Below are 21,198 nucleotides of genomic sequence, written 5' to 3' on the forward strand. Positions count from 1 at the left end.
CGAATGGCAACAAACAAAGAAAACATGATTGCAGGAAAGCTATATATGGCAGGCGGTGAAGAATTAGCAAAGGATAACAAAAGATCCAGAATGCTCACTCGTTTATTTAACAATACGACGGAAGAACAAGGTGAATATAGAGTAGAACTACTCAAGCAATTATTTGAGTCTACAGGAGAGTCATTATATGTTGAACCTCCTTTCCGTTGTGATTACGGCAGTAATATTACCGTTGGCAATAACTTCTACGCTAATTTTGACTGCATTATCCTTGATGTAGCTAAAGTAACGATTGGTAACAATGTTCTCTTTGGACCTAGGGTAGGCGTATATACTGCTGGTCACCCCATAGATGCGGACGTGCGTATTAGTATGCTTGAATTCGGTACACCGATTACCATTGGAAACAACGTGTGGGTTGGTGGAAACGCAGTAATTAATCCTGGGGTAAAAATCGGCAACAATGTAATCATCGGTGCAGGTTCAGTCGTGACTAAGGATATCCCTGACAATGTAATTGCGGTGGGGAACCCATGCAAGGTATTAAGAGCAATCACCGACGACGATAAGCAACACTGGGAAAAACTTAAAGAAGAGTATTACAGAGACATTGAGCAATAAAGTAACCCGTTCTGGGAGGATCTCAATTTGAAAAAGCGCTTCGGGGGATTTAACAAGATTTACGCCATGCAATTGGCAACCATCTTTTTAGGATTTATAGTGTTTGGCATATCGGAAAATATTAAAGGACCTGCCATTCCGCGAATCCAATTCGACTTTAATCTGGACGAGAAACAGCTCGGCACCCTTTTATCCCTAAATGCATTAGGTTATTTGATCGCCTGCTCCTTTACAGCTGTATTGGTTCGGAAGTGGGGGATCAAGGCTGTCAGTATTATTGCTTTTGCATCCATGATATTCTCAGGAGTGTTAATCTATATCTCCCACAGCTATCCCTTCTTCTCAGCTTCTTATTTCCTGATGTACATCGGAAACGGAATGCTCGAGATTGGTCTTGCCATTTTGGGAGCACGCATCTTCGTAAAAAATACCGGGACGATGATGAACTTATCCCATTTTTTCTACGGATTTAGTTCAACCTTAGCTCCACTGCTGGCAACAGGACTCATGTCGGTAAGTATATTTGGCCATCCACTCGACTGGCGCGGAATGTATCTGATTATGCTAAGCTTATCTTTACTGCCTATTCTATCTGCCTTGCGCAGTACATTTCCGGGTGACGATCTTCCGCAAGAGGACCGGATTCCATTAAAAACACTGGTCCGCGATCCCGCTTTATGGCTGATGGTGCTTATTCTTTCTTTCGGTGTAGTGTCAGAGCTTGCAGTAGGTGGATGGCTAGTGAATTTTTTGGAAAAAGCATACTTGTGGGATACAGTTACAGCTTCTGGTATGTTGTCCACCTTTTTTCTCTGCTTCTCGCTAGCAAGGCTCCTGCTGGGGCCGGTTACAGATAAGATTGGTTTCAATCTATCGCTTATTATCTTTTCAGCCTTCTCTGCCTTATGTACGTTTGCTGCTATTTTAGGTGGGGAACAGCTCGCGTTTCTATTCGCAGCAGCAGGCATAGGTATCGCTATGATTTATCCGACCGTTATGGCATTTATCGCAAAAAGGTATCCGCATGGCAGTGACACTGCCATCACCTTTACAGTTACACTAATGGGAGTCGGTAGCGTGATTGGCAACTATGCCATAGGTGCAGTGATCGAAGGTGTGAAGCGGCTTTACGGAGCAGAAACACAAACTGGCTTGCTACGTGGACTTCAAGCTGGGTATGGTTTTATCGGCTTATGTGCAGCTATATGCGCGATATCCGGTTGTGTTTTATATCGTTATTTAAATCGCCGCCAAGAACTTATCTAGAATAGTTATCGCACTTATTTCTGCTCATCCATGCAAAAAACCTGCTGATTTTATGGCAGGTTTTTTGTTGCAAATAGCGACCAATCTCCTACCATCGGACTCAAATGACCTTATTGGCTTCGAAATAGACAGAAATGAGGTTATTCGGACCCCAGAGTCGTTATTGAGTTGTTTTTGTGCAAAAACCGCTGTCTTCTGACTAGATAACGCCTCCTGAGTCCGAACACTCCGCCTAATGAAGCTAAATCCCGAAATAGCGACTATACAGTCCACAACAATGACCTCTGAGCTGGTGATCACCATCCCAACAATTATCGCAGACCTACCACCAGCTCCATTATTTTTCTAACAATCTGCTCTTCACCGCTACTAACCTTTTCCGTTGCAACTTCTCCCAAGGTTATATGATCGCCAACACAAACCGAATGTGCGGAATGTCTAAACATTTCTATATCATTAGCATCGTTACCAAAAGCAATAAATTGCTGCGGTTCTATGCCTAATCTCTTTAGTCCTGTCCATTTGTTCACACCTTGTGGACTTATATCCATAATATTTTCTTGTCCATGCTGGTAGATCACAATCGGCAGATTTTGCAGCTTATGTATAAGTTGTTCCCCGTTCAGACTGCTCAAAATAACTACCTTCACAATCTCATCCAGCTCTGATGGAGTTACATTTTTGGCGCGTTGTTCTGGATCTACATTTCTCCGGATGGGATGGTTCGCAGAACCCGAATATGCATAGTCCCAATGACTATCAATCAAATAAGTTGCATCAAATTCTTCAATCAAATTCAGGATGTTATCCGCAGTCTGTGGGTCAAAATGTATCGTCGAAATAACCTCCCCACCCTTTGCAATAAACGCGCCATTCCCGCCAACCATAGAAAAATGATGCATACGAGCAGGCAACACAGGCAATAAATCACGAATAGGCCGGGCTGACGCAAAAATAACCTCATGTCCTTTTTCAATTAGAGAATCCAAGGCTTGTACAATAAATTCACTCAAAGGTTTGCCGTTAAAACAAATCGTCCCATCTAAATCAAAAATAAATTTCACAGTTAATAACCTCCCCTTTTTCTCTATATTAACGAGTTCAGATATAATGGAAAGGACCGATGTCCAAAAAGGAGTAAACGATGAAATCTATTCACGATCCAAATCTGATACCACATTACATTACACAATTTAATCTAGACCAAGTATTCACAACGTCAACACATGCTTTAATCCAGTTACTTGTCTATGAGCAGGATGAAATCATTTTGCGTGAGGGGGATGAGCTGGACGGAATTTATTTTCAAGTGGAGGGGCGTACCAAGGTTTCTTCTAGTGTGGGGACGGGAAAATCCTTGTTATTACGTTTCTGCTCACCCTTGTCATTATTCGGGGATATTGAATACGTGCAGGAAGTTGTGATCCAATCCCAAGTTGAAGCGGTACAACAAACCAGCCTCTTATTTATCCCGAAACAAAAGGTTGAGTCTGACCTAATGGATAACCACAGGTTTAAAGACTTGTTGCTGAAACATCTCTCCTACAAGCTTCTAACCTGCACATCCGCATCCCGAACGAACTTGCTGGGCTCTGTAGAAGAAAGGTTTGCAAGTTATTTATTGACCATTCAACTCCAACGTGAGTTTGGAAAAGAAATTCAGACACCCTATATCCCAGATATAGCCTCTTTGATTGGGACTACTCCCCGCCATTTAAACCGTGTCATTCAGCGGCTCACCGACATGGAAATTTTATATAAAGTTAAGCAAGAAATTGTTGTACTCGACTGGGAGAGTCTGGATGAATTATCTAACGGAATAAGATTTGAATAGCCTAAAAACCCCTCATTTAATTAAGGATAAAATGATCGATGTCATCATAACGGATATCGATCTTTTCTCCGTTTCTTTTGACAAGATTTATATACAGAGGAGCTGCATCAACACTTCCCCCACCTACCAGCACATGGTAGTTTTCATTGATTTCATATTTACGGATGTACAAACCTGAACCAACGTCTTCAAAGGGATAACCTTTAAAATCCTTCCACGACAACGCCTCGCCTTGCTGAGCTAGATCTCGTATTTCATCCATGGATAATATCGCAGCTTTTTTATCATTACATCCTGAAAGTATAATCGTCAAAGCAAACAATAACAGCATTATCAAGTTACGCTTACTTCTCATTCATAAACCTCCAAACTCTATAATTTGTTATTTATAGGAAAGTATAAGGTAATAATAACATAGCTTAGACTAGCTTTGAATGGAGTGTGACCAGTTCCATCTCTGAATGTTAGAAATTTAAGTTCCCCACAGCCTCCTCAGTTTCTTCCTGCAAATCTATTTTAAATTTGACGTTAATTTGTTATGTATGCTCTAATATAAATGAAGGGTGGAGCTGCATGTTATCATTTTTACTAACTTTAAAACGTTTATTCTCGGGCTTATGGAAAGCGCTCAAACGTAAAAATTTCCAAGCATTATTCTTATTAGTTTTGATGACGCTGTTGTCTGGAACCATTTTTTATGTCAAACAGGAAGGTTTGTCTGTTCTGGATGCTATTTATTTCTGCGTTGCAACGCTTAGTACATTAGGTCATCCAACGTTCGTTCCTCAGACAGCACTAGGAAAAATATTTACGATTGTTTACATTATTGCAGGCACAGGGTTGTTCTTGGGAATGATCGGGTATATCGCTTATGAACTGATCAAGCAAACCGATAAAGATAACAATTAAATAATGGAATCCAAAACTTGTAACAGTATTAAGAGCCTTGTTAGCCGAAGCTAATGAGACTCTTTTTTTTCAAATAATCGCTTATATACTAACTTTCACCTAACTAAATCACATTTTTCATCTCATGTCACCCTTTAATTTTCGAGCAATAATTCATCGGTAAAGAAAATCGAGACCATTAATATTCATCTCTGGCGATCCTCAAATAAATAAAAAAGACCGTCTCTATTAGAGCGGTCGAAAATTTTAGAGCAAATTTGTAATAGATAAATTCACTCAAAAGAATTGCCCCCTATTACTTCATGGTGTAAAATATACTTTCGTTTAATTTAATAAAGGGGGCTTTTAATTTTAATGGCTTTATTTCTTACATACGTTTTGCTCGGCTTTTCCATCGCTCTCCCCGTAGGTACCATTACCATTGAAATGACCAAACAAGGCTTGAAAAATGGCTTTATGCATGGTTGGATTGTTGGCCTCGGGGGAATGACTATCGACCTCTTCCTAATTCTAGGCTTATACTTGGGTCTAGCTTCTATTCTTTCCATGCCTATCATACAAGTAATCATGTGGTTAGTTGGGGCTCTCTTCCTATGCTACGTTGGATATGACAGCATCAAGAATGCAGATCATGATATTTCCCTTGGAGGAGAGAAGACGTCCAAATCGCTGTTCTCTTCTTACAAAAATGGTTTGCTAGTGGCGATCTCACCAGGAAACCTGGTATTTTGGGTTAGTGTCTTTGGTACCGTATTGTCCGACTCCTTTGACCGTACTAATACGGGCAGCTTTTTGCTAGTGGGATTAGGTATCCTGATTGGTATCCTGCTCCATGATATTGGCCTGATGACGATTGTATCCACCACACGAAAAGCAATGAACCGGACGGCTATTAAATGGGTGACTATCAGCGCAGGTGTTGTATTAATCGGCTTTGGGGGGTATTTCTTCTATCAATTCCTACGGAGCCTCCACATTTTATAACGTAAAAAAGCCGTTCTCTTATAAAAGAGAACGGCTTTTTATGTTATTCTCACAGAAATCTTAGAACACCCGCTTCTGATTCCGATCATCAATAATAATCTGCACCGCTTCCTTAAACCGTAATGCATGCACAATCTCCCGCTCCCGCAGGAACTTAAGGCTATCCTGCAGATCCACGTCATCCGTCATGTCAATCAGCCACTGATATGTAGCCCGGGCTTTTTCCTCAGCCGCAATGTCTTCATAAAGGTCTGCCAGCGGATCTCCCTTAGCTTGAATATAGGCTGCGGTGAATGGAACTCCGCTAGCATCCGTGTAGAACAGGGCATGATCATGCGCTACAAAATGTGGCCCTAATCCCGCTTCCTCTAATTCACATACCGAAGCATCCTTCGTCAGCTTGTAGATCATCGTGGCAATCATCTCAAGGTGAGCGAATTCCTCAGTAGAAATATCGTTCAACACGCCAATAACTTTATCTGGAATCGTGTATCTTTGATTCATATAGCGTAGTGCAGCGGCGAGCTCGCCATCTGCGCCTCCGTATTGCTCACTCAAATAACGCGCCATCCGGACATCACATTTACCCACCCGTACCGGATATTGCAGTTTTTTTTCGTATATCCACATTCGGGAACTTCCCTCCTCTAGAAAAATAGTTCCTTACGGTTATACTCCTCTTACACCTGCCAAGGCCAAGGGGGTTGATTCCATTCCCATGGACATTTAGAATAAGCGCGGCCAAAATTCTGCAGCGGACCATATAACTCCTGAAAATGATTCGCTAGCTTAGTTCGTTCCAGCGTAAGCTGATTAAATTGTTCAATACTTCTCAGATCGTCAGGATGCGTATTTAGATATAAGTTCAACTCCACTAAGGCAAAATCAAGGGTCTGCAACTGTTCAAGCAATTCATAATAACGTTGGTCGCAAGGATTTGCCTCCATAGTCTATTTTCCTCCTCCTTTGCACTTGGATTCATACGGACTAAATAGTGCTGGCCAGAGCGTTCCATACTTCAGAGCCTCCTGCAAACTAAACTGTGGCAAATCGGGCGGCTGAAAGGTGATAAATTGATTGGGTGGAACTACATACGTCTTGAACGGCACCGGTGGGCAAGGATCAAACGGGCCCCTAAAGGGGGTATACCTCCGCAGCTGTGATTCCATCTTTTTTGTACCTCCTTTGTTCCTGTTCCTTCTTTAAAGACTCTGAACATTACTCCCTTAGCTAACTTATGACAGCAGGACACAATATAAAACGTTATTCACAAAAAAAGCCCATTAGCAATTTTTTTTGTGCAATGTGCATGACAAATAAGCTGTCTCCGGAAAAGTACCGAAAACAGCTTATAACTTGGGTTTTTTAGTATTCAGCTTAGGGCTTCGCTCTTTTGAACGAATCTTCGTGGGTAATCTCAAGGATATCCAACATAAATACAAAGATAGGAATACCAAGAATAAGTCCCCAGACACCCATATAATGCTCAGAGAACAACAACACGCTAAAGGTGAAAAACATCGGCAAATTCATTTTTGTGGACATCAACTTAGGATTCAAGAAATAGCCTTCGATAAAATGCAACACCGCAATAATCGCCAGCACATATGTAACTGTTATCAGACCGCCGATGTTGTAACCAATAATTAAAAGCGGAATGAGCGAAATCAAAAAACCAACTACCGGAATGAGACTGAGCAGAAAAATCAAAATCGCTAGGGCAAATAAATACGGGAAGTTAAGCAACCACAAGCCAATAACAGTAAGACAGGTATTGAACATGGCAATGAGAATTTGCGCTTCAATTACTTTCCCAAAGGAAACGATGAATTTTCGGCTGAAATACTCCAGATCTATATAAAACCAGGCAATCCTGCTCTCTCTCATCCTAGAAGTGAAACTGACGACCCGGTTCTTCTCCAGAATAAACACAAAGCTTAAAATGGTTGATAGAACGAAAGTTGCACCCCAGTTGCTAACCTGCAGCACATAATCGATGCCTCTTTTGATATAGGACTGATAGTTAAGGTCCCTGAGCATATCATACAAATATAATGTAATCTTGTTCTGCGGAAGGTCCTCTGATTTGAGATTGGTGAGGAAGATGGCTAATTGCTTAATCTGCTCCAATACTTTAGGAAGATATCTTGCAAGGGCCAGTACAATCAATGCGATTAAAGCAAGGTATAAAATGACAATAATCACCTTACTGTTGACCTTCATGAATTTACCAATTCGTTTACTGAGCACAATCTGAAAGCTGTTCATGACAAAAGCAATCAGAAACGTCAGCAGTACCAGATTAAGCATCCCTCGAACCATGTACAGCAGCAACCCGATAAGTGCGAGAATAAAAAAGCGTCTGGTAGTACTATTCGCGTAGAATCGCTTGAATACATTCATTGATCTTGCTCCATTCAATTGCGATTAATAATGTTAAGCTTCAATGGCTATAAAAAGGAAAACTTAGCCCCCACAAAAAAGCCGATGGAAACAAAAAGGAGTGACCAGGTTAGCGCTCCTGCAGTCGTTATGAGTATATACTTTTTGAAAGACATAGCACTGATTCCAGAGATATAGCTCGATACATGCCTCAGACCTGGAATAAAATAAGCAATGAAAATCGCCCAGTTTCCGAACCGCAAAAACCATCTTTTCATACTGGCAAAACGCTTGGGTGTAAGGCCAACCCACTTGCCGAATTTAGCTACCACAGGTTGTCCTAGCCTTAAACCAATGGTATAGCTGATAAGCATTCCTGTGATGGATCCCATAAAACAAACCAATACGGAAAGTGAAAAATCCAAAACCATAACGGAGGATAAATAGCCTACAAACAGCATTAACACCTCATCAGGCACAGGAAGTCCGATAATCCCAAGTGCCATAAGGCCAAATATGGCTAAATATCCGTATTGTGAAATGAACTCTATAATCCAAGGCATGGGTGTATCACTTCCTGTTGAAGGATTTTTTAAGGGACGGAAATGGGATACGGCTGATCATCATTACGGACAGCAATGCCATTAATCCGATGACCAGTCCTGGTTTCATCCGTTCATCTAGTAAAGAAATCATCGACAGAATGACTCCAGCAGCAGTAATGGGCATCCCCACGAACCCTTTGGAAGGCGCCGACAGATTAAATCTGGCCAAACGAAGTGCGCCACAGATCAAAAAGAAAACTGTAGCTGCAGGTCCAATCCAGTGGGCATCTTCTAACCTATACAACAAGATAAGGAAGGTAGGCGCTAAACCAAATGATATAATATCCGCCAATGAGTCCAATTGTTTACCGAATTCACTAGTACATTGCAATATTCTTGCCAGTAATCCATCCAGTACATCACATATTGCCGCGAGCAATATCATTAATAAAGCTAGGCTATATCGTTCTTGAATCGTAAAATACAAGGATAGTGATCCTAGTCCCAAGTTTCCGAGTGTGCACGTTGAAGGCAACCAGTTCAATTTCATACAATTTCACCCCTTTCATAGCAGTATTTCTGTTGATTCGGTTTAACCTTCAAAGGTCACAGTAAAGCTGACACCGTTCTCCGTATTTTTCACTGTATAAAGACAAGCGTGCATATCTAGTATTCGCTTTGCAATGGAAAGCCCCAGACCCGTACCGCCTGTCATTCGACTGCGGGATGGCTCCGACCGATAGAACCGTTCCCAGATCTGCTCCAGCTGATCTTCAGGGATTGATTCTCCTATATTTTGAATAGTGAATACAATAGTCTGGGCATGACTCTCAATATTGACAGTGATAGAACTTCTTTCTTCCGCATGCCTGATAGCATTGGTCATAAAATTTAGCATAACTTGTTCGATCCAGTTCACATCCGCATAGACCGGTAATTCATTCGCAGGAATAATGATGACCTCCAAATGTTTTTCACTCAGCAAGTGGACCAGCTTGTCTGTCACCTTTTCCGTCAGTTCACTTAACATAAAGGAAGATTTCCGTAGTTTAATCGTGCCCGACTCCAACCGCGCTAGATCTAGCATATTTTTAACAAGAAACTCCATTTTATCGGCTTCCTCAATAATCACCTTAATGTAGTGATCCTGCTTGCCGGCACTAACGCCGTCTTCCAAACCTTCAGCAAACCCTTTGATAATACTGAGGGGTGTCTTCAATTCATGGGAGGCGTTGGCAAAAAAGTCCTGCTGCATGATCTCCATTCTTTGCTTCTGCTCCATATCCTCAACTAGCTGCTGATTGGCCTCTCTTAACTCCCCTAAAGCAGAGTCCAGACTTAGTGATAAGGTGAACATGCTGTTAGAAAGGCTGCCTAGCTCATCCTTCTGCCGAATCGATGTGTCCCCTGTAAAGTCCAGAGAAACCATCCGTTTTGCTATCTTGTTTAACTTAATTAGCGGACGCGTTACCATTTTCGAGAAAAAGAGAGAAAGCACCAGAATCAGGACAAAGCCACCCATTCCCAGATATAAAAAGAACCAACGTAAGGCATCGTTCGAATCCTTAACTTCCTGTAATGAAGTGACTGTGAATAGTAATTCAATTTCTCCGTTACTTTGCTTCAGGGGCAGAATAACCACAGAATTGCGACTCCCACTCCAGGGAGCAACCCAGTCTTGCTTCTGTATTTTCAAATTTTTAAAGTCTTCTATCTGCGCTGGTGTCAAAGGAAACCATTCCTCAAGAGCCTCAAACAATATTCCCTGGCGGGGATTCCATATTTTTAAATCAGGCAGTACAACTTCTGCAACAGTACCAGATGCATGAATCGTCCCAGTCTCTCCCGTCTCCCCTATGGTTCCGCCCCCTTTTTTTGTAATGCTTATGGGGTAGAGTATAACGGGTGAAGCACTGTCTTCATCCAGAAGTTCGCCTTCCACGCTCAACTGATCATCTACTTTAATGTTAGCTGCTCTCAGTGAATCTCCGTACTGATTCATGAATAGGGATAAAGAAACAACCATACTCTTCCCGTCATCATCGATTAGCTTTATATGAAATGGATCTTCTGAATTCATCCTTCCATCCAGCTTCAAAATAACCATTTGTGTTTTATTCCGCAGCATAAACCGGACAAGCTCCTGAGAGGTTCTAGTGCTTCCCCATGGTTCGCTAATATATCTTGCCGCAAAACTCTTAAGGTGTTTCTCCACACGGTGCTCTTTTTGCTTCTGATAGAAATTGTCAAACAACAGCAATTGGCTTAGAATCACCATGCCATAGAAGCAAAGGAAAAAGATAACGGTCATCACAAACAGTTTAAAAGTAATTCCCCGTCTTCTCATGCCTCTTCCTCGAACATGTATCCTGTGCCAATTACCGTACGAATAAAACGTGATTCATAACCCAATTTACTTCGCAGCTTTTTGATATGACTGTCCACAACTCTGGAATCTCCTTCAAATTCAATTCCCCAGATCCGACTGAGGATCGTATCCCTTGAAATAACAATCCCTTTATTTCGTATTAAAAGCCATAAAAGATCATATTCCTTAGGGGTAAGCTCCACTTCCGCATCTTCTACCTCCAACCGATGAGCCAAGGGATTGAACATCGCGGAACCAAATTTTATTATGCTAGACTCAGGCTGATGGGTGCCTTCAACCCGTTTCATAAGTGCATTTGCCCGGGCTACTAGCACCTTTGGACTAAATGGTTTTGTAACATAATCATCGGCTCCTAATTCAAAACCGTAGATTTTGTCGTCATCTGTAGACTTGGCCGTTAACAAAATGATGGGTACCGCTGATTTCTCACGAACTTCACGGCACACTTCGAAGCCATTCATAGCAGGCATCATGATATCCAGAATCAGCAGATCCGGCAGCAGTGAATCAAACCAAACCAATGCATCTTTTCCATTATCCGCTTCAAGTACCTCCCAATCATTCTGTAAGAAATAATCAGATACCAGTTCACGAATACGAATTTCATCCTCAACGAGAAGAAGTTTCTTTTTCAATCTAGACCCCGCTTTCAAACAATTAATAAACATTAGCATAGACGAGCGTTATGTCCTTTATGTGTCCACAAAAAACTCCCCCTGTCATGAGCCATACAGCTCTTGCAGGAGGAGTTCATTATATCCCTGATCAACCGGAACAATACGTTATAATTTTCAATAGGTTATTCTTTATCCTCATTCAGTTCTGCTGAGGTTTCTTCGTCCTCGACTCGTGGTTCCCGGTGGATATTAATTCTAGTGATACGCAATCTTGTTGATTCCTCGACTTCAAAAATAACATCTTCTACTTTGACACGTTTTCCTTTGGTTGGATTACCCTCCAGCTCCTTAAACAACCAGCCGCCGATGGAATCCACCTCATCGTCTTCAATCACAACACCCGTAAGATCGTTGACATCCTCAATCAGCATCCGGCCCTCAACAGAGATGTACTCCCCGTTATGTTCCACACTTGGACGCTCATCTTCGAACTCGTCATGCAGATCGCCTACGATTTCTTCCAGAATCTCTTCTGCTGTCAGCAAACCTGCTGTGCCGCCATATTCATCGACAACTAACGTCAGCTGAGCCTTATTCTTCTGCATAAAACGAAGAGTGTGGCTGATTTCCATCGATTCCGGAACGTTAAGGATAGGCCGAACCAGAGTTGTAAGATCATTCTGCTGCTCCGGGGGTGCAAACAACAGGTCGGTAATATGAATAAAACCGATAATACGGTCCTTATCTTCCAGAGCAACCGGATAACGCGAATGTCTCGTTTCGGTAATAATCTTCATATTTTCTTCTAACGAAAGATTGCTGTAAAGCACATCCATATCTGTACGAGGCAGCATGACTTCACGTGCAAGCAGATCTGAGAATTCAAAGATATTATCCATTAGTTTCATTTCATCTTTGTCAATGACACCACTCTTGGCGCTCTGATTCATCAGAATACGTATTTCCTCTTCCGAGTGTGCTGCTTCACTTTCATTTGCAGGCTCCACACCGACCAACCGAAGCAACGCGTTGGCTGAAGCGTTCAGCACCCAGATAAAAGGCATGAACACATTATAGAAGAACATCAGGGGTGCAGATAACAACAGTGCCGAACCTTCTGTTCTTTGAATCGCGAGCGATTTAGGAGCAAGCTCCCCAAGTACAATATGTAAAAATGTAATGATCGAAAATCCAATAATCACAGATACGGTAGAAATCAGGGTATGATCGGTGATCCCCATCTGGTACATTAAAGGTTCGACCAACAGCTCAGAAATCGCGGGCTCTCCAACCCAACCTAAGCCCAGCGACGCAAGTGTTATCCCAAACTGAGTGGCGGATAAATAGGAATCCAGTCTCTTATTTACTTTCAGAGCATATCCAGCCATTTTATTACCTTCACTGACAAGTTGGGTCAGGCGGGACTGCCTGACCTTAACTAATGAAAATTCCGCTGCTACAAAAATACCGTTCAATAATACGAGCACCAGAACCAGCAAAAGATTAAGCAATAATCTCCCTACTTCAAATTCCGTATGCACCACTTAACAACGCCTCATTTCTACAGATTGATCGCTTTTCTAGTTTTGAAGTCAACTTCCGGATAATACATATCAGCCACTAACAGATTAGGTCCGCAGCAGCCTGCTGCATCGCAGTGGCAGTTCACCTTTTGGTTCAGCGGGTGTTTAGTCTGCCAATCGATAAATATATCATCCAGCTTTTGGTTCTCGATGTTGCCAAAGGCTGCGATATCAGCGAAATCTGTAACAAAAACATCGCCAGTAAACATGTTTACGTTCACTCGGTTCCGGCCATCCGGATCATTGCGAAGGGTAACATTCTTCTCGGCGCGCATTCTGCTTATCAGCTTCTGATCTTCTTCCAGGAAGCTGCAAGCAAAAAACGGAAGGGTCCCAAACAGCATCCAAATCTCCGGATCACGGGTATCCAGTAGTTTATGGATTGCCGTCCGCATTTCATTCAAGGACAACACTGGCAAAGCCGAAGCAAAACTGGAGTTGTACATAGGATGTACCTCATGCCGTTTGGCGCCCATATCGAGAATCAACTTATGAATTTCAGGCAGCTTAGTATGTGTACGGTAATTAATCATAGTTTCCGCAGAAATTAGCATACCATCCTCACTTAGCCGTCGAGAATTCTCAATCATTGCATTATATAACCGATATGCACTTTCTTTTGAAACTGCATGCCCGCTGTTGGCAAAACCAACTTCATGAAAATCGTCTCCGTTCACATAATTAAAAGAAATATGCATAACGTCCAAATACGGAAGCAGCTTTTCATATCGAGCATACGGCATCGTCAGATTAGAATTAATTTGCGATCTAATCCCCCGCTCTTTGGCATACTTTAAGAGCGGCACTATGATATTATCCACCGTTCCAGCCAAGAACATAGGCTCTCCGCCGGTAATACTAATCGTCTCCAGATGCTCTACCTCATCTAAACGGTCCAACATATTTTTAAGCGGCAGCATATCCCCTTCTCTAGAGGTTAAACTATCACCTACCGCACAGTGTTCACACCGCATATTACATAAATTGGTTACTGTGAATTCCACACTCGTTAGCACATGGCGTCCATGCTTACGTAAAGAAGTAATGGGATCCCACGGATCGTAGCTTGGCGACAGCTCCTTCGGTGAAGATGTTAATGGTCTTAAAACATTCATTTGTACTAGCTCCTTTAAATCTTATTCCTATTATTAACCCATAATCATGAAGATTGAACGGTGTCTTATCCTATATCATACCACGTTAGTCAGAAAAACTGCACTTCGGATGTCTTTCAGACTGTCCTTACAAGCTTTTTCACTGTAAAAAATAATAGCAGCGAGACGAAAAATAGGCTTCCGCGAGTTATGCGGACAAGCCTAATCTTCTCTCTTCGCTGCTATGATAAATATTTTGGCGTTCCCACAGAATCGCCTTGATCTGCGACGTCAACGATAACAACGGAGAGGGCTTTTCCTAGATCCCTTTCGAACGGTACGACTTTCTCTCCTTCAGGCCCTGTAAGCACACGTACAATCGGTCTGTGAGGCGTACTTGGGTCTATTTTGACAACAACTCCACTTTCACCCGTACTGAGCTTCACCGTAAGACCAAGAGGATAGATAGCCACACGATCTCTAAATAACTCTAGCTGCTTCTGCTCATACAATGTACCAGAACCTACATAAAGCGCCTCAACGGCTTGATGTGGCAGCATAGCCTTTTTGTAGACCCGGTTGGAGGTCATGGCATCGTAGGAATCAGCCACGCCCAACCATTTGGCATATTCATGAATTTGAGGTCCTTTTAATCCCCGCGGATATCCGGATCCGTCAATGCGTTCATGATGCTGAAGCGCACAATGAGCCGCGAGCAGCGGGATATTCGGTTCTTCCTTGAGAATCTGATACCCGATCTCGGTGTGTGCCTGCATATGGCGAAATTCATCTTCACTGAGCTTACCGGGTTTTTGAATGATTTTTATCGGGACTTGGGTCTTGCCAATATCATGCAGCAGCGCACCCAGACCAATCACTCGAAGCTCCTCTTTGCTGTACCCATGCGCAATGCCAAGCACCAAAGTGTACAAGCAGACATTCAGGGAATGGACGTACAAGTAGTTATCAGCGGTGTGCATATCAAGCAGCATGATCATCGGATCTTCTTGTAAAGACAAATCATCCAGGATGCTATCCATGATCTTTGAGAATTTTTTATCCAGATGGTAGAATCCCTTGCTTATTCCTGAAGCGCCTGTCATTTGCTGAAACTGATTACGAATCACCTTCAGTGCCTGATTACGTGTCTCATCTTGAAGCATACCTATAATTTCAACATCGTCCGTGACAGAGTCCTCTATGTAAATATAACCGATGTCAATTCTTGAAAGCCTCTTGATCAATGCATCAGTAAGCTCCACCCCATCCGCGAGGAGAGTTAGACCTTCATCATTATATATTTTTTTACCTAATTTCATGCCTGCTTGAAGCTGATTCACGGATACTAAACGCACTTAGCTCACTCCTGCCTTTAACGGTAAAATGCTATTCTGTTTTGAAATCCTTGGGTCACACGCTTTGTCTATACCGTTTATGTAGAGATCAGACAGGTGCACCATGAAGAACATCGGGTGTGTCTAGGTCTTTGCCTATGGGCATTAACGCATAATAAACAACCAGAATATAGCAGCAAGAATAAATCTGTAGATCGCGAAATGCGTCAATCTAATCTTTTGAATCAATTTCATAAACAAAATAACCACTACATAAGCCACTACAAAAGAAATCAGAAATCCAATTACAAAATAGCCAATCGTCTCACTAGTGAAGTTCTTATAAGAATCCAACATTTCATATCCGGAAGCCGCACACATAATAGGAATGGCTATAAGGAAGGAGAAATCCGCAGACGCTTTATAACTAACCCCACTTAACATCCCTCCGGAGATCGTAGATCCCGAACGGGAAAATCCTGGCCACAGCACTGAAATAATCTGATACATCCCGATAGCCAGCGCCTGTCCGTAAGAAAGATCGTCCAGCTCATGCGCTGTAATTCTAATTTTGCGTCTGTTTACCCATTCTGCGATAATCATTAGAATCCCGCCGGCGACAAGCGCCCAAAGAACAGTCGTGGCTCCAAAGAGACTTTTTATAAAATCGCGGGCAAAAAATGCCACAGCTAGTGCTGGGGCAATCCCAAGTATTACATGGATTAAGTTCAAACGAGACGCCGGCATCACACCGCCTCTTCCTGAGTTCTTACGCCCAATGCCCAGCAAATTAAGCACACGCTCGCGGTAAACAAGCGCAATCGCCAATATTGCCCCTAGCTGAATAACGATTTCATAAGTCTTCATAATCGAATCCTGCTCATCAAAGCCCAGAAGCTTCGAGGTCAAGATCATGTGTCCTGTAGAAGAAACAGGAATAAATTCAGTGATCCCTTCGACAATTGCTAAAATAATAGCTGTAATCGTGTCCATAATCTCCTCCTATTTTTCGGGAATCTAGCACTGTTTAAATGGAATCAAAAAGTATATCTTGTGAGCTGCAGGTTTACTCAGACTTGATCTCCCACCGAGTGAGCATACATTCATCAAGACTGTCCGGACGCTGCAATTCCATCCCAAGCAGGTCGCGTAAAAAATGAGGCAGCAAAAATACAGGATCCTTCCCATTGGCGATCGTCTCATAGCCTGCACGGAAAGTAAACATGTCCAGCGTACCAACATTATACTCTTTATCATCCTCCAGCGGGTTTCCTTCGACAAAAACTGCAATATTGTTATCATACGGTATCTTCTGCGGATCGTACAAGATTTTTATCCCATCTACTGCTAAGCTGCCCAGATAATTCCCGCGAAAGCCATACCCAAAAATCACCTTATTATAAAATTCTTCAGTAAGACTCTGCTCCAAAGCTATGCGAATATCTAGGCCTTTCAGCTTGATTACGCAGGTGTTAATGGGAGAAGGACATAGGGCGTGCAGCATTCCCGCTGTAACCTCCCTTTCAGGCAAAGGTCCTAGAAGCTGACCTGTGTTAACTATCGACAAACTGGTGCCTGTAAATCTACGTACAGCTTGGGCTAAAAGATTGCCAAAAGGGGATTCTCCCTGCAAATTCAAAGGAAGCTCACGATCTGTGATCGCAACGGTCTGCTGAAGAGCCTCACGACCACGCTCCAAATGAATAGTAGCGGCAGGACCTACAATCTCTTCCTTCAGTCCTGGGTCAATCGGAATACATTCACCCGCCACCAGGCTAAATCCAGGTTGTCCCTCTCTCCGCTCAAATTGAAGCCGCCCGAGGTAACGCCCGAATTTCCCGGCTCCACATACAGCTGTTCCGTTAATCATGAGCGGTTCTTCCAGCATATGATGTGTATGTCCACCTAGAATAGCATGCACACCTTCCAGCCGCTCTGCCAGAATTCGATCTGCGGGAAGCCCCAAATGAGAAAGGATGATTAGAATGTCCACCTGAGGAGCTAGAAGAAGGCATTGTTCCCGAAGGGTTGTCTCGGGATCCAGAGCATCCCAGCCCAGCAAGGAATAAAACGAAGTAAATGCCGCTGTCGCTCCAGTCACTCCTATTCTGATTCCGTCCTTCTCCAAGATGGCATGACGCTTCATCCAGTGGGGAGGTTCCCCTGTTGCAGTCTCCACAAAATTACAGCATACCACTGGACACTGTAACCCGGAGAAAATAGAGGATAACATCTCCTGTGAGAATGTTAACCCCTCATTATTACCGATGGTTACAGCATCATATCCTGTTAAATTAAGTACATCAATGTTAGCCTGACCCATAGTTCCTTCTGTCTCTACGGCTGCACGATCCATATGATCGCCAATATCCAGCAGCAGCACAGGCTCTTCTCCCGCTGCAGCTCTTTGTCTCTCGATTTCTGCTGCCAATGGACTCACCATTTCGAAATGGCTATGTATATCATTGGTATGAAGTATGGTCAGTCTTTGCGGCACATGCCCCATTAGCAACATTCCTCCTACCTGTTGAGCCGCTCTTTAATGACGCAGCCGATGCATGATCTTATAGAGCCTAGCATAACATTTTCAGGCTCATTATGGTATATTGTAGACATTACAACATATTTCAGAGGTGAATAAGTATGCATATCACAATCCGCCTGTTCGCGGGTTTGGCTGAGATTATCGGTTCATCTTCTCTGACCTTTCATGCGACGGAGAATCCCTTAACCGCTGGGAAGTTAAAAGAACTCCTTTCAACCTCTTATCCGGATGCAGCATCCCTAATTGGAACTTCTTTGGTCGCTATTGACCGGGAATATGCACCTGATGAAGCCCTCATCACCGAGTCTGCCGAAGTTGCATTAATCCCTCCCGTTTCCGGGGGAGAGAATGGTTCTTTATATGAGAGCACTCCTGACGGCCTCTATAGCATAACGGATCTGCCATTAAATGCTGAGAAGCTTCTGGATGCCGTCCTCGATGCCAATCATGGAGCATCCCTATTATTTGTAGGAACTACACGCGAAATGACCGGAGAACAACGCACAACAGCATTAGACTATGAAGCCTATATTCCTATGGCCTTAAATAAGCTGAAAGAAATTGGTGATGAGGTACAGAATCGCTGGAATGCACGCTGCGCGATTTCCCACCGCATTGGGCTTGTTGGTCTTAAGGAAGCAAGCGTTATCATTGCTGTCTCCACCCCTCATCGCGATACCTGTTACGAGGCTAGTCGTCTGGCCATTGAACTGCTGAAACAGACCGTCCCTATCTGGAAAAAAGACATCAATGAATCAGGCCAGCACTGGGTAGGCTCTGAACAAAAGGCTGCCGATTCCCTCCACAATTAATCTTCACTCCTTTTTCATTGAAAAATCTGCACTTTGTTGATATTCTGGATAAAATCGGATAAAAGGTGGCATAGGCATTGAGAGTACACGTCTCGGATCTAAAACCTGGTAATCACCTCAACTCAGACGCTTATAGTTCAAGAGGTCTGCATGTATTACCAAAGGGATCGCTGCTCCAGATAGATGATATCGCCAAGCTGATGCAGCATGGAGTTGATTATGTTGATATCCAGACGTTAGTGGAAGAACCTGCCCCATTAAGCAGACCTTCAATTATTCAGACGGTGACCACTAGTTTTGATACCATGATTGACGGCTTTGAGAATCTTTATATGGAAGCACTATTAAAAGGAAGCTTTAACCAATCCGTGGTTAACGACATTCTTCAGCCTTCGCTTCAATCGTTGGACAAGCAAAAGGATGTAGTCTCCCTGCTGCTTCTGCTCGATCGCGAAGATAATTATACCTACAACCACTCTTTGCAGGTAGGTATGCTCTCTTATTATATTGCAATCTGGCTTGGGTATTCCAAACAAGAATGCTATGAGATTGGACGAGCTGGATATTTAATTGATATTGGAAAATGTAGAATCTCACCTGCTCTATTAAATAAGCCTGGAAAATTAACCGCGGAAGAATTCGAAGAAGTTAAACTACATACTAAGTACGGCTACGAAATTATCCGCAATTCGATGGATGACTCACATACAGCTTTGGCAGCCCTACAGCATCATGAACGTGAGGACGGCTCTGGCTATCCTAATAAGCTAACCAAATCCGAGATTCATCCTTATGCGCAAATTGCTGCTGTAGCTGACATCTATAGTGCGATGACTTCTAAACGCGTCTATCAGTCCAAGCAAGAGCTTATTTCTGTCCTACGTGAACTAAATGACCTCAGCTTTGGTAAGCTGAACGGCAGAACGGTTCAAGCCTTTATACAACATTTAATGCCCAACTTTATCGGCAAGCGAGTATTACTGAACACGGGGGATACAGGTGTGATTATCATGAACAATCCAGTTGATATTTTCCGTCCGCTGGTAAAGATCGATGGATTATTTGTCGATCTAGCCCGCGAACGTAATGTTACGATTGTGGAAATCTACATGGACTAGGGCGTTTCTTGAGGTCCTGCGTTGCTTAGCAGAAGGTTCAGAGCTGCTGTTTGTACACTAAATCCCCCGGTTTAACTACGGGGGATTTTTTAGTTGTACTTTGTGCAACAGAATCCATGTCTAGCGAGCTGAATGGTGATTTAGTTGTACTTTGTGCAGCAGAATCCACGTCTAACGAGCTGAATGGTGATTTAGTTGTACTTTGTGCAACAAAATCCACGTCTTGCGAGCTGAATTCTGATTTAGTTGTACTTTGTGCAACTAAATCCACGTCTAGCGAGCTGAATGGTGATTTAGTTGTACTTTGTGCAACAAAACCCACGTCTAGCAAGCCGATTTCTGATTTAGTTGTACTTTGTGCAACTAAATCCACGTCTAGCAAGCCAAATTCTGATTTAGTTGTACTTTGTGCAACTAAAATTAAGGAAAATGCTCTTTATAAGCACATTTCTCGAAAATAGCTGCACAAAGTGCAATTAACAGTATTTTTATAACGAGAATGATGGTTTCTATTGTACAAACTGCAACTAAAGATTGGTTTCCAGATTACTCCTAAACATTCCTCGATTTTCACCTCTCTCACCTCTATTGTTTCCTTCTGACTTCGAAGATAGTTCCTCCTACCCTCAACATAGTAAGGCCCCTCAATTTAATTATCTGACGTAACGTTTGAATTCCTCTTCTAATGGCGAGACTAATATGTGGTTTTAAATTGCTATAGGAGGAAAAAAGCATGCTTCCTGTCCATGAACGCCTTGCCGAGTTGTTCACCCTGAGCCGTAGACGGCAGCTTACTGCTGCTGAGGAAACGGAGCAACAGCAGTGCCTGCAAATTAACGCTACCTACTGCTATGAGATGGCCCGATTACAAAATGAAATCCTATTAGCGGAACAGACAGCTGATCTACAATGGCATCAAGATATTTGTGCACAAATGTTTGAGCTGCGTGTGACGGGCAGGGTATCCAAACGCCCCAAGTAACTGAATCATAGAAATCTTACCCTGCTGCATTATGTTCTTTCGTTCTTCCATTCTGCCGTTCTTCCGTTCTGCTGTTCTTCCGTTCTGCTGTTCTTCCATTCTGCTGTTCTTCCTTTCTGATGTTCTTCCGTTCTGCCGTTCTGCCGTTCTTCCATTCTGCCGTTCTTCCGTTCTTCCGTTCTT

General features: G+C 42.8%; 24 protein-coding genes. 8 read left to right on the top strand and 16 right to left on the bottom strand.

The genetic code is table 11. The features are described from left to right. Positions 1–3: 3 nt before the first annotated feature. Positions 4–621: a sugar O-acetyltransferase gene (locus MHI15_RS30615; RefSeq protein ID WP_076187110.1), complete on the top strand. Its 618-nt coding sequence runs from the start codon at positions 4–6 to the stop codon at positions 619–621. A gap of 66 nt (positions 622–687) precedes the next feature. After that, positions 688–1,887: an MFS transporter gene (locus MHI15_RS30620; protein ID WP_076104606.1), complete on the top strand. Its 1,200-nt coding sequence runs from the start codon at positions 688–690 to the stop codon at positions 1,885–1,887. A gap of 311 nt (positions 1,888–2,198) precedes the next feature. On the opposite strand, the gene MHI15_RS30625 is transcribed toward MHI15_RS30620, so the two are convergent. Further along, positions 2,199–2,951: an HAD-IIB family hydrolase gene (locus MHI15_RS30625; protein ID WP_341165252.1), complete on the bottom strand. Its 753-nt coding sequence runs from the start codon at positions 2,949–2,951 to the stop codon at positions 2,199–2,201. A gap of 80 nt (positions 2,952–3,031) precedes the next feature. On the opposite strand from MHI15_RS30625, the gene MHI15_RS30630 reads away from it, so the two are divergent. Next, positions 3,032–3,721, top strand: a complete 690-nt coding sequence (locus MHI15_RS30630; protein ID WP_341165253.1) for a Crp/Fnr family transcriptional regulator — start codon at positions 3,032–3,034, stop codon at positions 3,719–3,721. Positions 3,722–3,737: 16 nt separating this feature from the next. On the opposite strand, the gene MHI15_RS30635 is transcribed toward MHI15_RS30630, so the two are convergent. Beyond that, on the bottom strand, positions 3,738–4,076 hold the full coding sequence (locus MHI15_RS30635; protein ID WP_341165254.1) for a hypothetical protein: 339 nt from the start codon (positions 4,074–4,076) through the stop codon (positions 3,738–3,740). Positions 4,077–4,294: 218 nt separating this feature from the next. On the opposite strand from MHI15_RS30635, the gene MHI15_RS30640 reads away from it, so the two are divergent. Together MHI15_RS30640 and MHI15_RS30645 are read left to right on the top strand one after the other, a co-directional pair. Next, on the top strand, positions 4,295–4,630 hold the full coding sequence (locus tag MHI15_RS30640) for a potassium channel family protein (RefSeq protein ID WP_076124810.1): 336 nt from the start codon (positions 4,295–4,297) through the stop codon (positions 4,628–4,630). Between the two features lie 354 nt (positions 4,631–4,984). Next, positions 4,985–5,614 carry a LysE family translocator gene (locus MHI15_RS30645; RefSeq protein ID WP_341165255.1) on the top strand — a complete coding sequence of 210 codons (630 nt, stop codon included), beginning with the start codon at positions 4,985–4,987 and terminating at the stop codon, positions 5,612–5,614. Between the two features lie 60 nt (positions 5,615–5,674). Here MHI15_RS30645 and MHI15_RS30650 read toward each other — a convergent pair whose 3' ends face one another. The 13 genes from MHI15_RS30650 to MHI15_RS30710 form a co-directional block, all read right to left on the bottom strand. After that, positions 5,675–6,244 (bottom strand): manganese catalase family protein, encoded by a 570-nt coding sequence (locus MHI15_RS30650; protein WP_036684067.1) that lies wholly within the window; start codon positions 6,242–6,244, stop codon positions 5,675–5,677. A 50-nt stretch (positions 6,245–6,294) separates the two neighbouring features. After that, on the bottom strand, positions 6,295–6,561 hold the full coding sequence (locus MHI15_RS30655) for a spore coat protein CotJB (RefSeq protein WP_036684069.1): 267 nt from the start codon (positions 6,559–6,561) through the stop codon (positions 6,295–6,297). Positions 6,562–6,564: 3 nt separating this feature from the next. After that, complete coding sequence (locus MHI15_RS30660; protein WP_036684070.1) at positions 6,565–6,783, bottom strand: spore coat associated protein CotJA; 219 nt, start codon at positions 6,781–6,783, stop codon at positions 6,565–6,567. 208 nt (positions 6,784–6,991) lie between these two features. After that, complete coding sequence (locus tag MHI15_RS30665) at positions 6,992–8,017, bottom strand: AI-2E family transporter (RefSeq protein ID WP_076124805.1); 1,026 nt, start codon at positions 8,015–8,017, stop codon at positions 6,992–6,994. Between the two features lie 47 nt (positions 8,018–8,064). Further along, positions 8,065–8,559, bottom strand: a complete 495-nt coding sequence (locus MHI15_RS30670) for a DedA family protein (protein ID WP_076100017.1) — start codon at positions 8,557–8,559, stop codon at positions 8,065–8,067. A gap of 7 nt (positions 8,560–8,566) precedes the next feature. Further along, complete coding sequence (gene pssA, locus MHI15_RS30675; protein WP_339247515.1) at positions 8,567–9,091, bottom strand: CDP-diacylglycerol--serine O-phosphatidyltransferase; 525 nt, start codon at positions 9,089–9,091, stop codon at positions 8,567–8,569. 42 nt (positions 9,092–9,133) lie between these two features. Further along, positions 9,134–10,888 carry a sensor histidine kinase gene (locus MHI15_RS30680; RefSeq protein ID WP_076124801.1) on the bottom strand — a complete coding sequence of 585 codons (1,755 nt, stop codon included), beginning with the start codon at positions 10,886–10,888 and terminating at the stop codon, positions 9,134–9,136. After that, entirely contained in the window at positions 10,885–11,565 is a 681-nt protein-coding gene (locus tag MHI15_RS30685) for a response regulator transcription factor (protein WP_076191082.1), read from the bottom strand. Before MHI15_RS30685 ends, MHI15_RS30680 begins: the two co-directional genes overlap by 4 nt. 164 nt (positions 11,566–11,729) lie before the next feature. Then, the gene (locus MHI15_RS30690) at positions 11,730–13,088 is read right to left on the bottom strand and encodes a hemolysin family protein (RefSeq protein WP_076125129.1); all 1,359 of its coding nucleotides are present in this window, start codon (positions 13,086–13,088) and stop codon (positions 11,730–11,732) included. 20 nt (positions 13,089–13,108) lie between these two features. Further along, a complete protein-coding gene (gene yfkAB / locus MHI15_RS30695; protein ID WP_036684078.1) occupies positions 13,109–14,245 on the bottom strand; it encodes a radical SAM/CxCxxxxC motif protein YfkAB in 1,137 nt (378 codons plus the stop codon). Between the two features lie 221 nt (positions 14,246–14,466). Further along, positions 14,467–15,579, bottom strand: coding sequence for an HD-GYP domain-containing protein (locus MHI15_RS30700; RefSeq protein WP_076187093.1), 1,113 nt, complete (start codon positions 15,577–15,579; stop codon positions 14,467–14,469). A gap of 144 nt (positions 15,580–15,723) precedes the next feature. Continuing rightward, positions 15,724–16,551, bottom strand: a complete 828-nt coding sequence (locus MHI15_RS30705) for an undecaprenyl-diphosphate phosphatase (RefSeq protein ID WP_076124791.1) — start codon at positions 16,549–16,551, stop codon at positions 15,724–15,726. Between the two features lie 73 nt (positions 16,552–16,624). Further along, positions 16,625–18,064 (bottom strand): bifunctional metallophosphatase/5'-nucleotidase, encoded by a 1,440-nt coding sequence (locus MHI15_RS30710; RefSeq protein ID WP_341165256.1) that lies wholly within the window; start codon positions 18,062–18,064, stop codon positions 16,625–16,627. A 137-nt stretch (positions 18,065–18,201) separates the two neighbouring features. On the opposite strand from MHI15_RS30710, the gene MHI15_RS30715 reads away from it, so the two are divergent. Beyond that, positions 18,202–18,915: a molybdenum cofactor biosynthesis protein gene (locus MHI15_RS30715; protein ID WP_076281049.1), complete on the top strand. Its 714-nt coding sequence runs from the start codon at positions 18,202–18,204 to the stop codon at positions 18,913–18,915. A 77-nt stretch (positions 18,916–18,992) separates the two neighbouring features. Further along, the gene (locus MHI15_RS30720) at positions 18,993–20,033 is read left to right on the top strand and encodes an HD-GYP domain-containing protein (protein ID WP_076219643.1); all 1,041 of its coding nucleotides are present in this window, start codon (positions 18,993–18,995) and stop codon (positions 20,031–20,033) included. 37 nt (positions 20,034–20,070) lie between these two features. Here MHI15_RS30720 and MHI15_RS30725 read toward each other — a convergent pair whose 3' ends face one another. Beyond that, positions 20,071–20,406 (bottom strand): hypothetical protein, encoded by a 336-nt coding sequence (locus MHI15_RS30725; protein WP_341165257.1) that lies wholly within the window; start codon positions 20,404–20,406, stop codon positions 20,071–20,073. Positions 20,407–20,766: 360 nt separating this feature from the next. Here MHI15_RS30725 and MHI15_RS30730 point away from each other — a divergent pair, with 360 nt between their 5' ends. Next, on the top strand, positions 20,767–21,015 hold the full coding sequence (locus tag MHI15_RS30730; protein ID WP_076124783.1) for a DUF7667 family protein: 249 nt from the start codon (positions 20,767–20,769) through the stop codon (positions 21,013–21,015). Positions 21,016–21,198 lie beyond the last annotated feature (183 nt).

The sequence above is a fragment of the Paenibacillus sp. FSL H7-0918 genome, from assembly GCF_038007025.1.
Classification (GTDB): domain Bacteria; phylum Bacillota; class Bacilli; order Paenibacillales; family Paenibacillaceae; genus Paenibacillus_AQ; species Paenibacillus_AQ odorifer.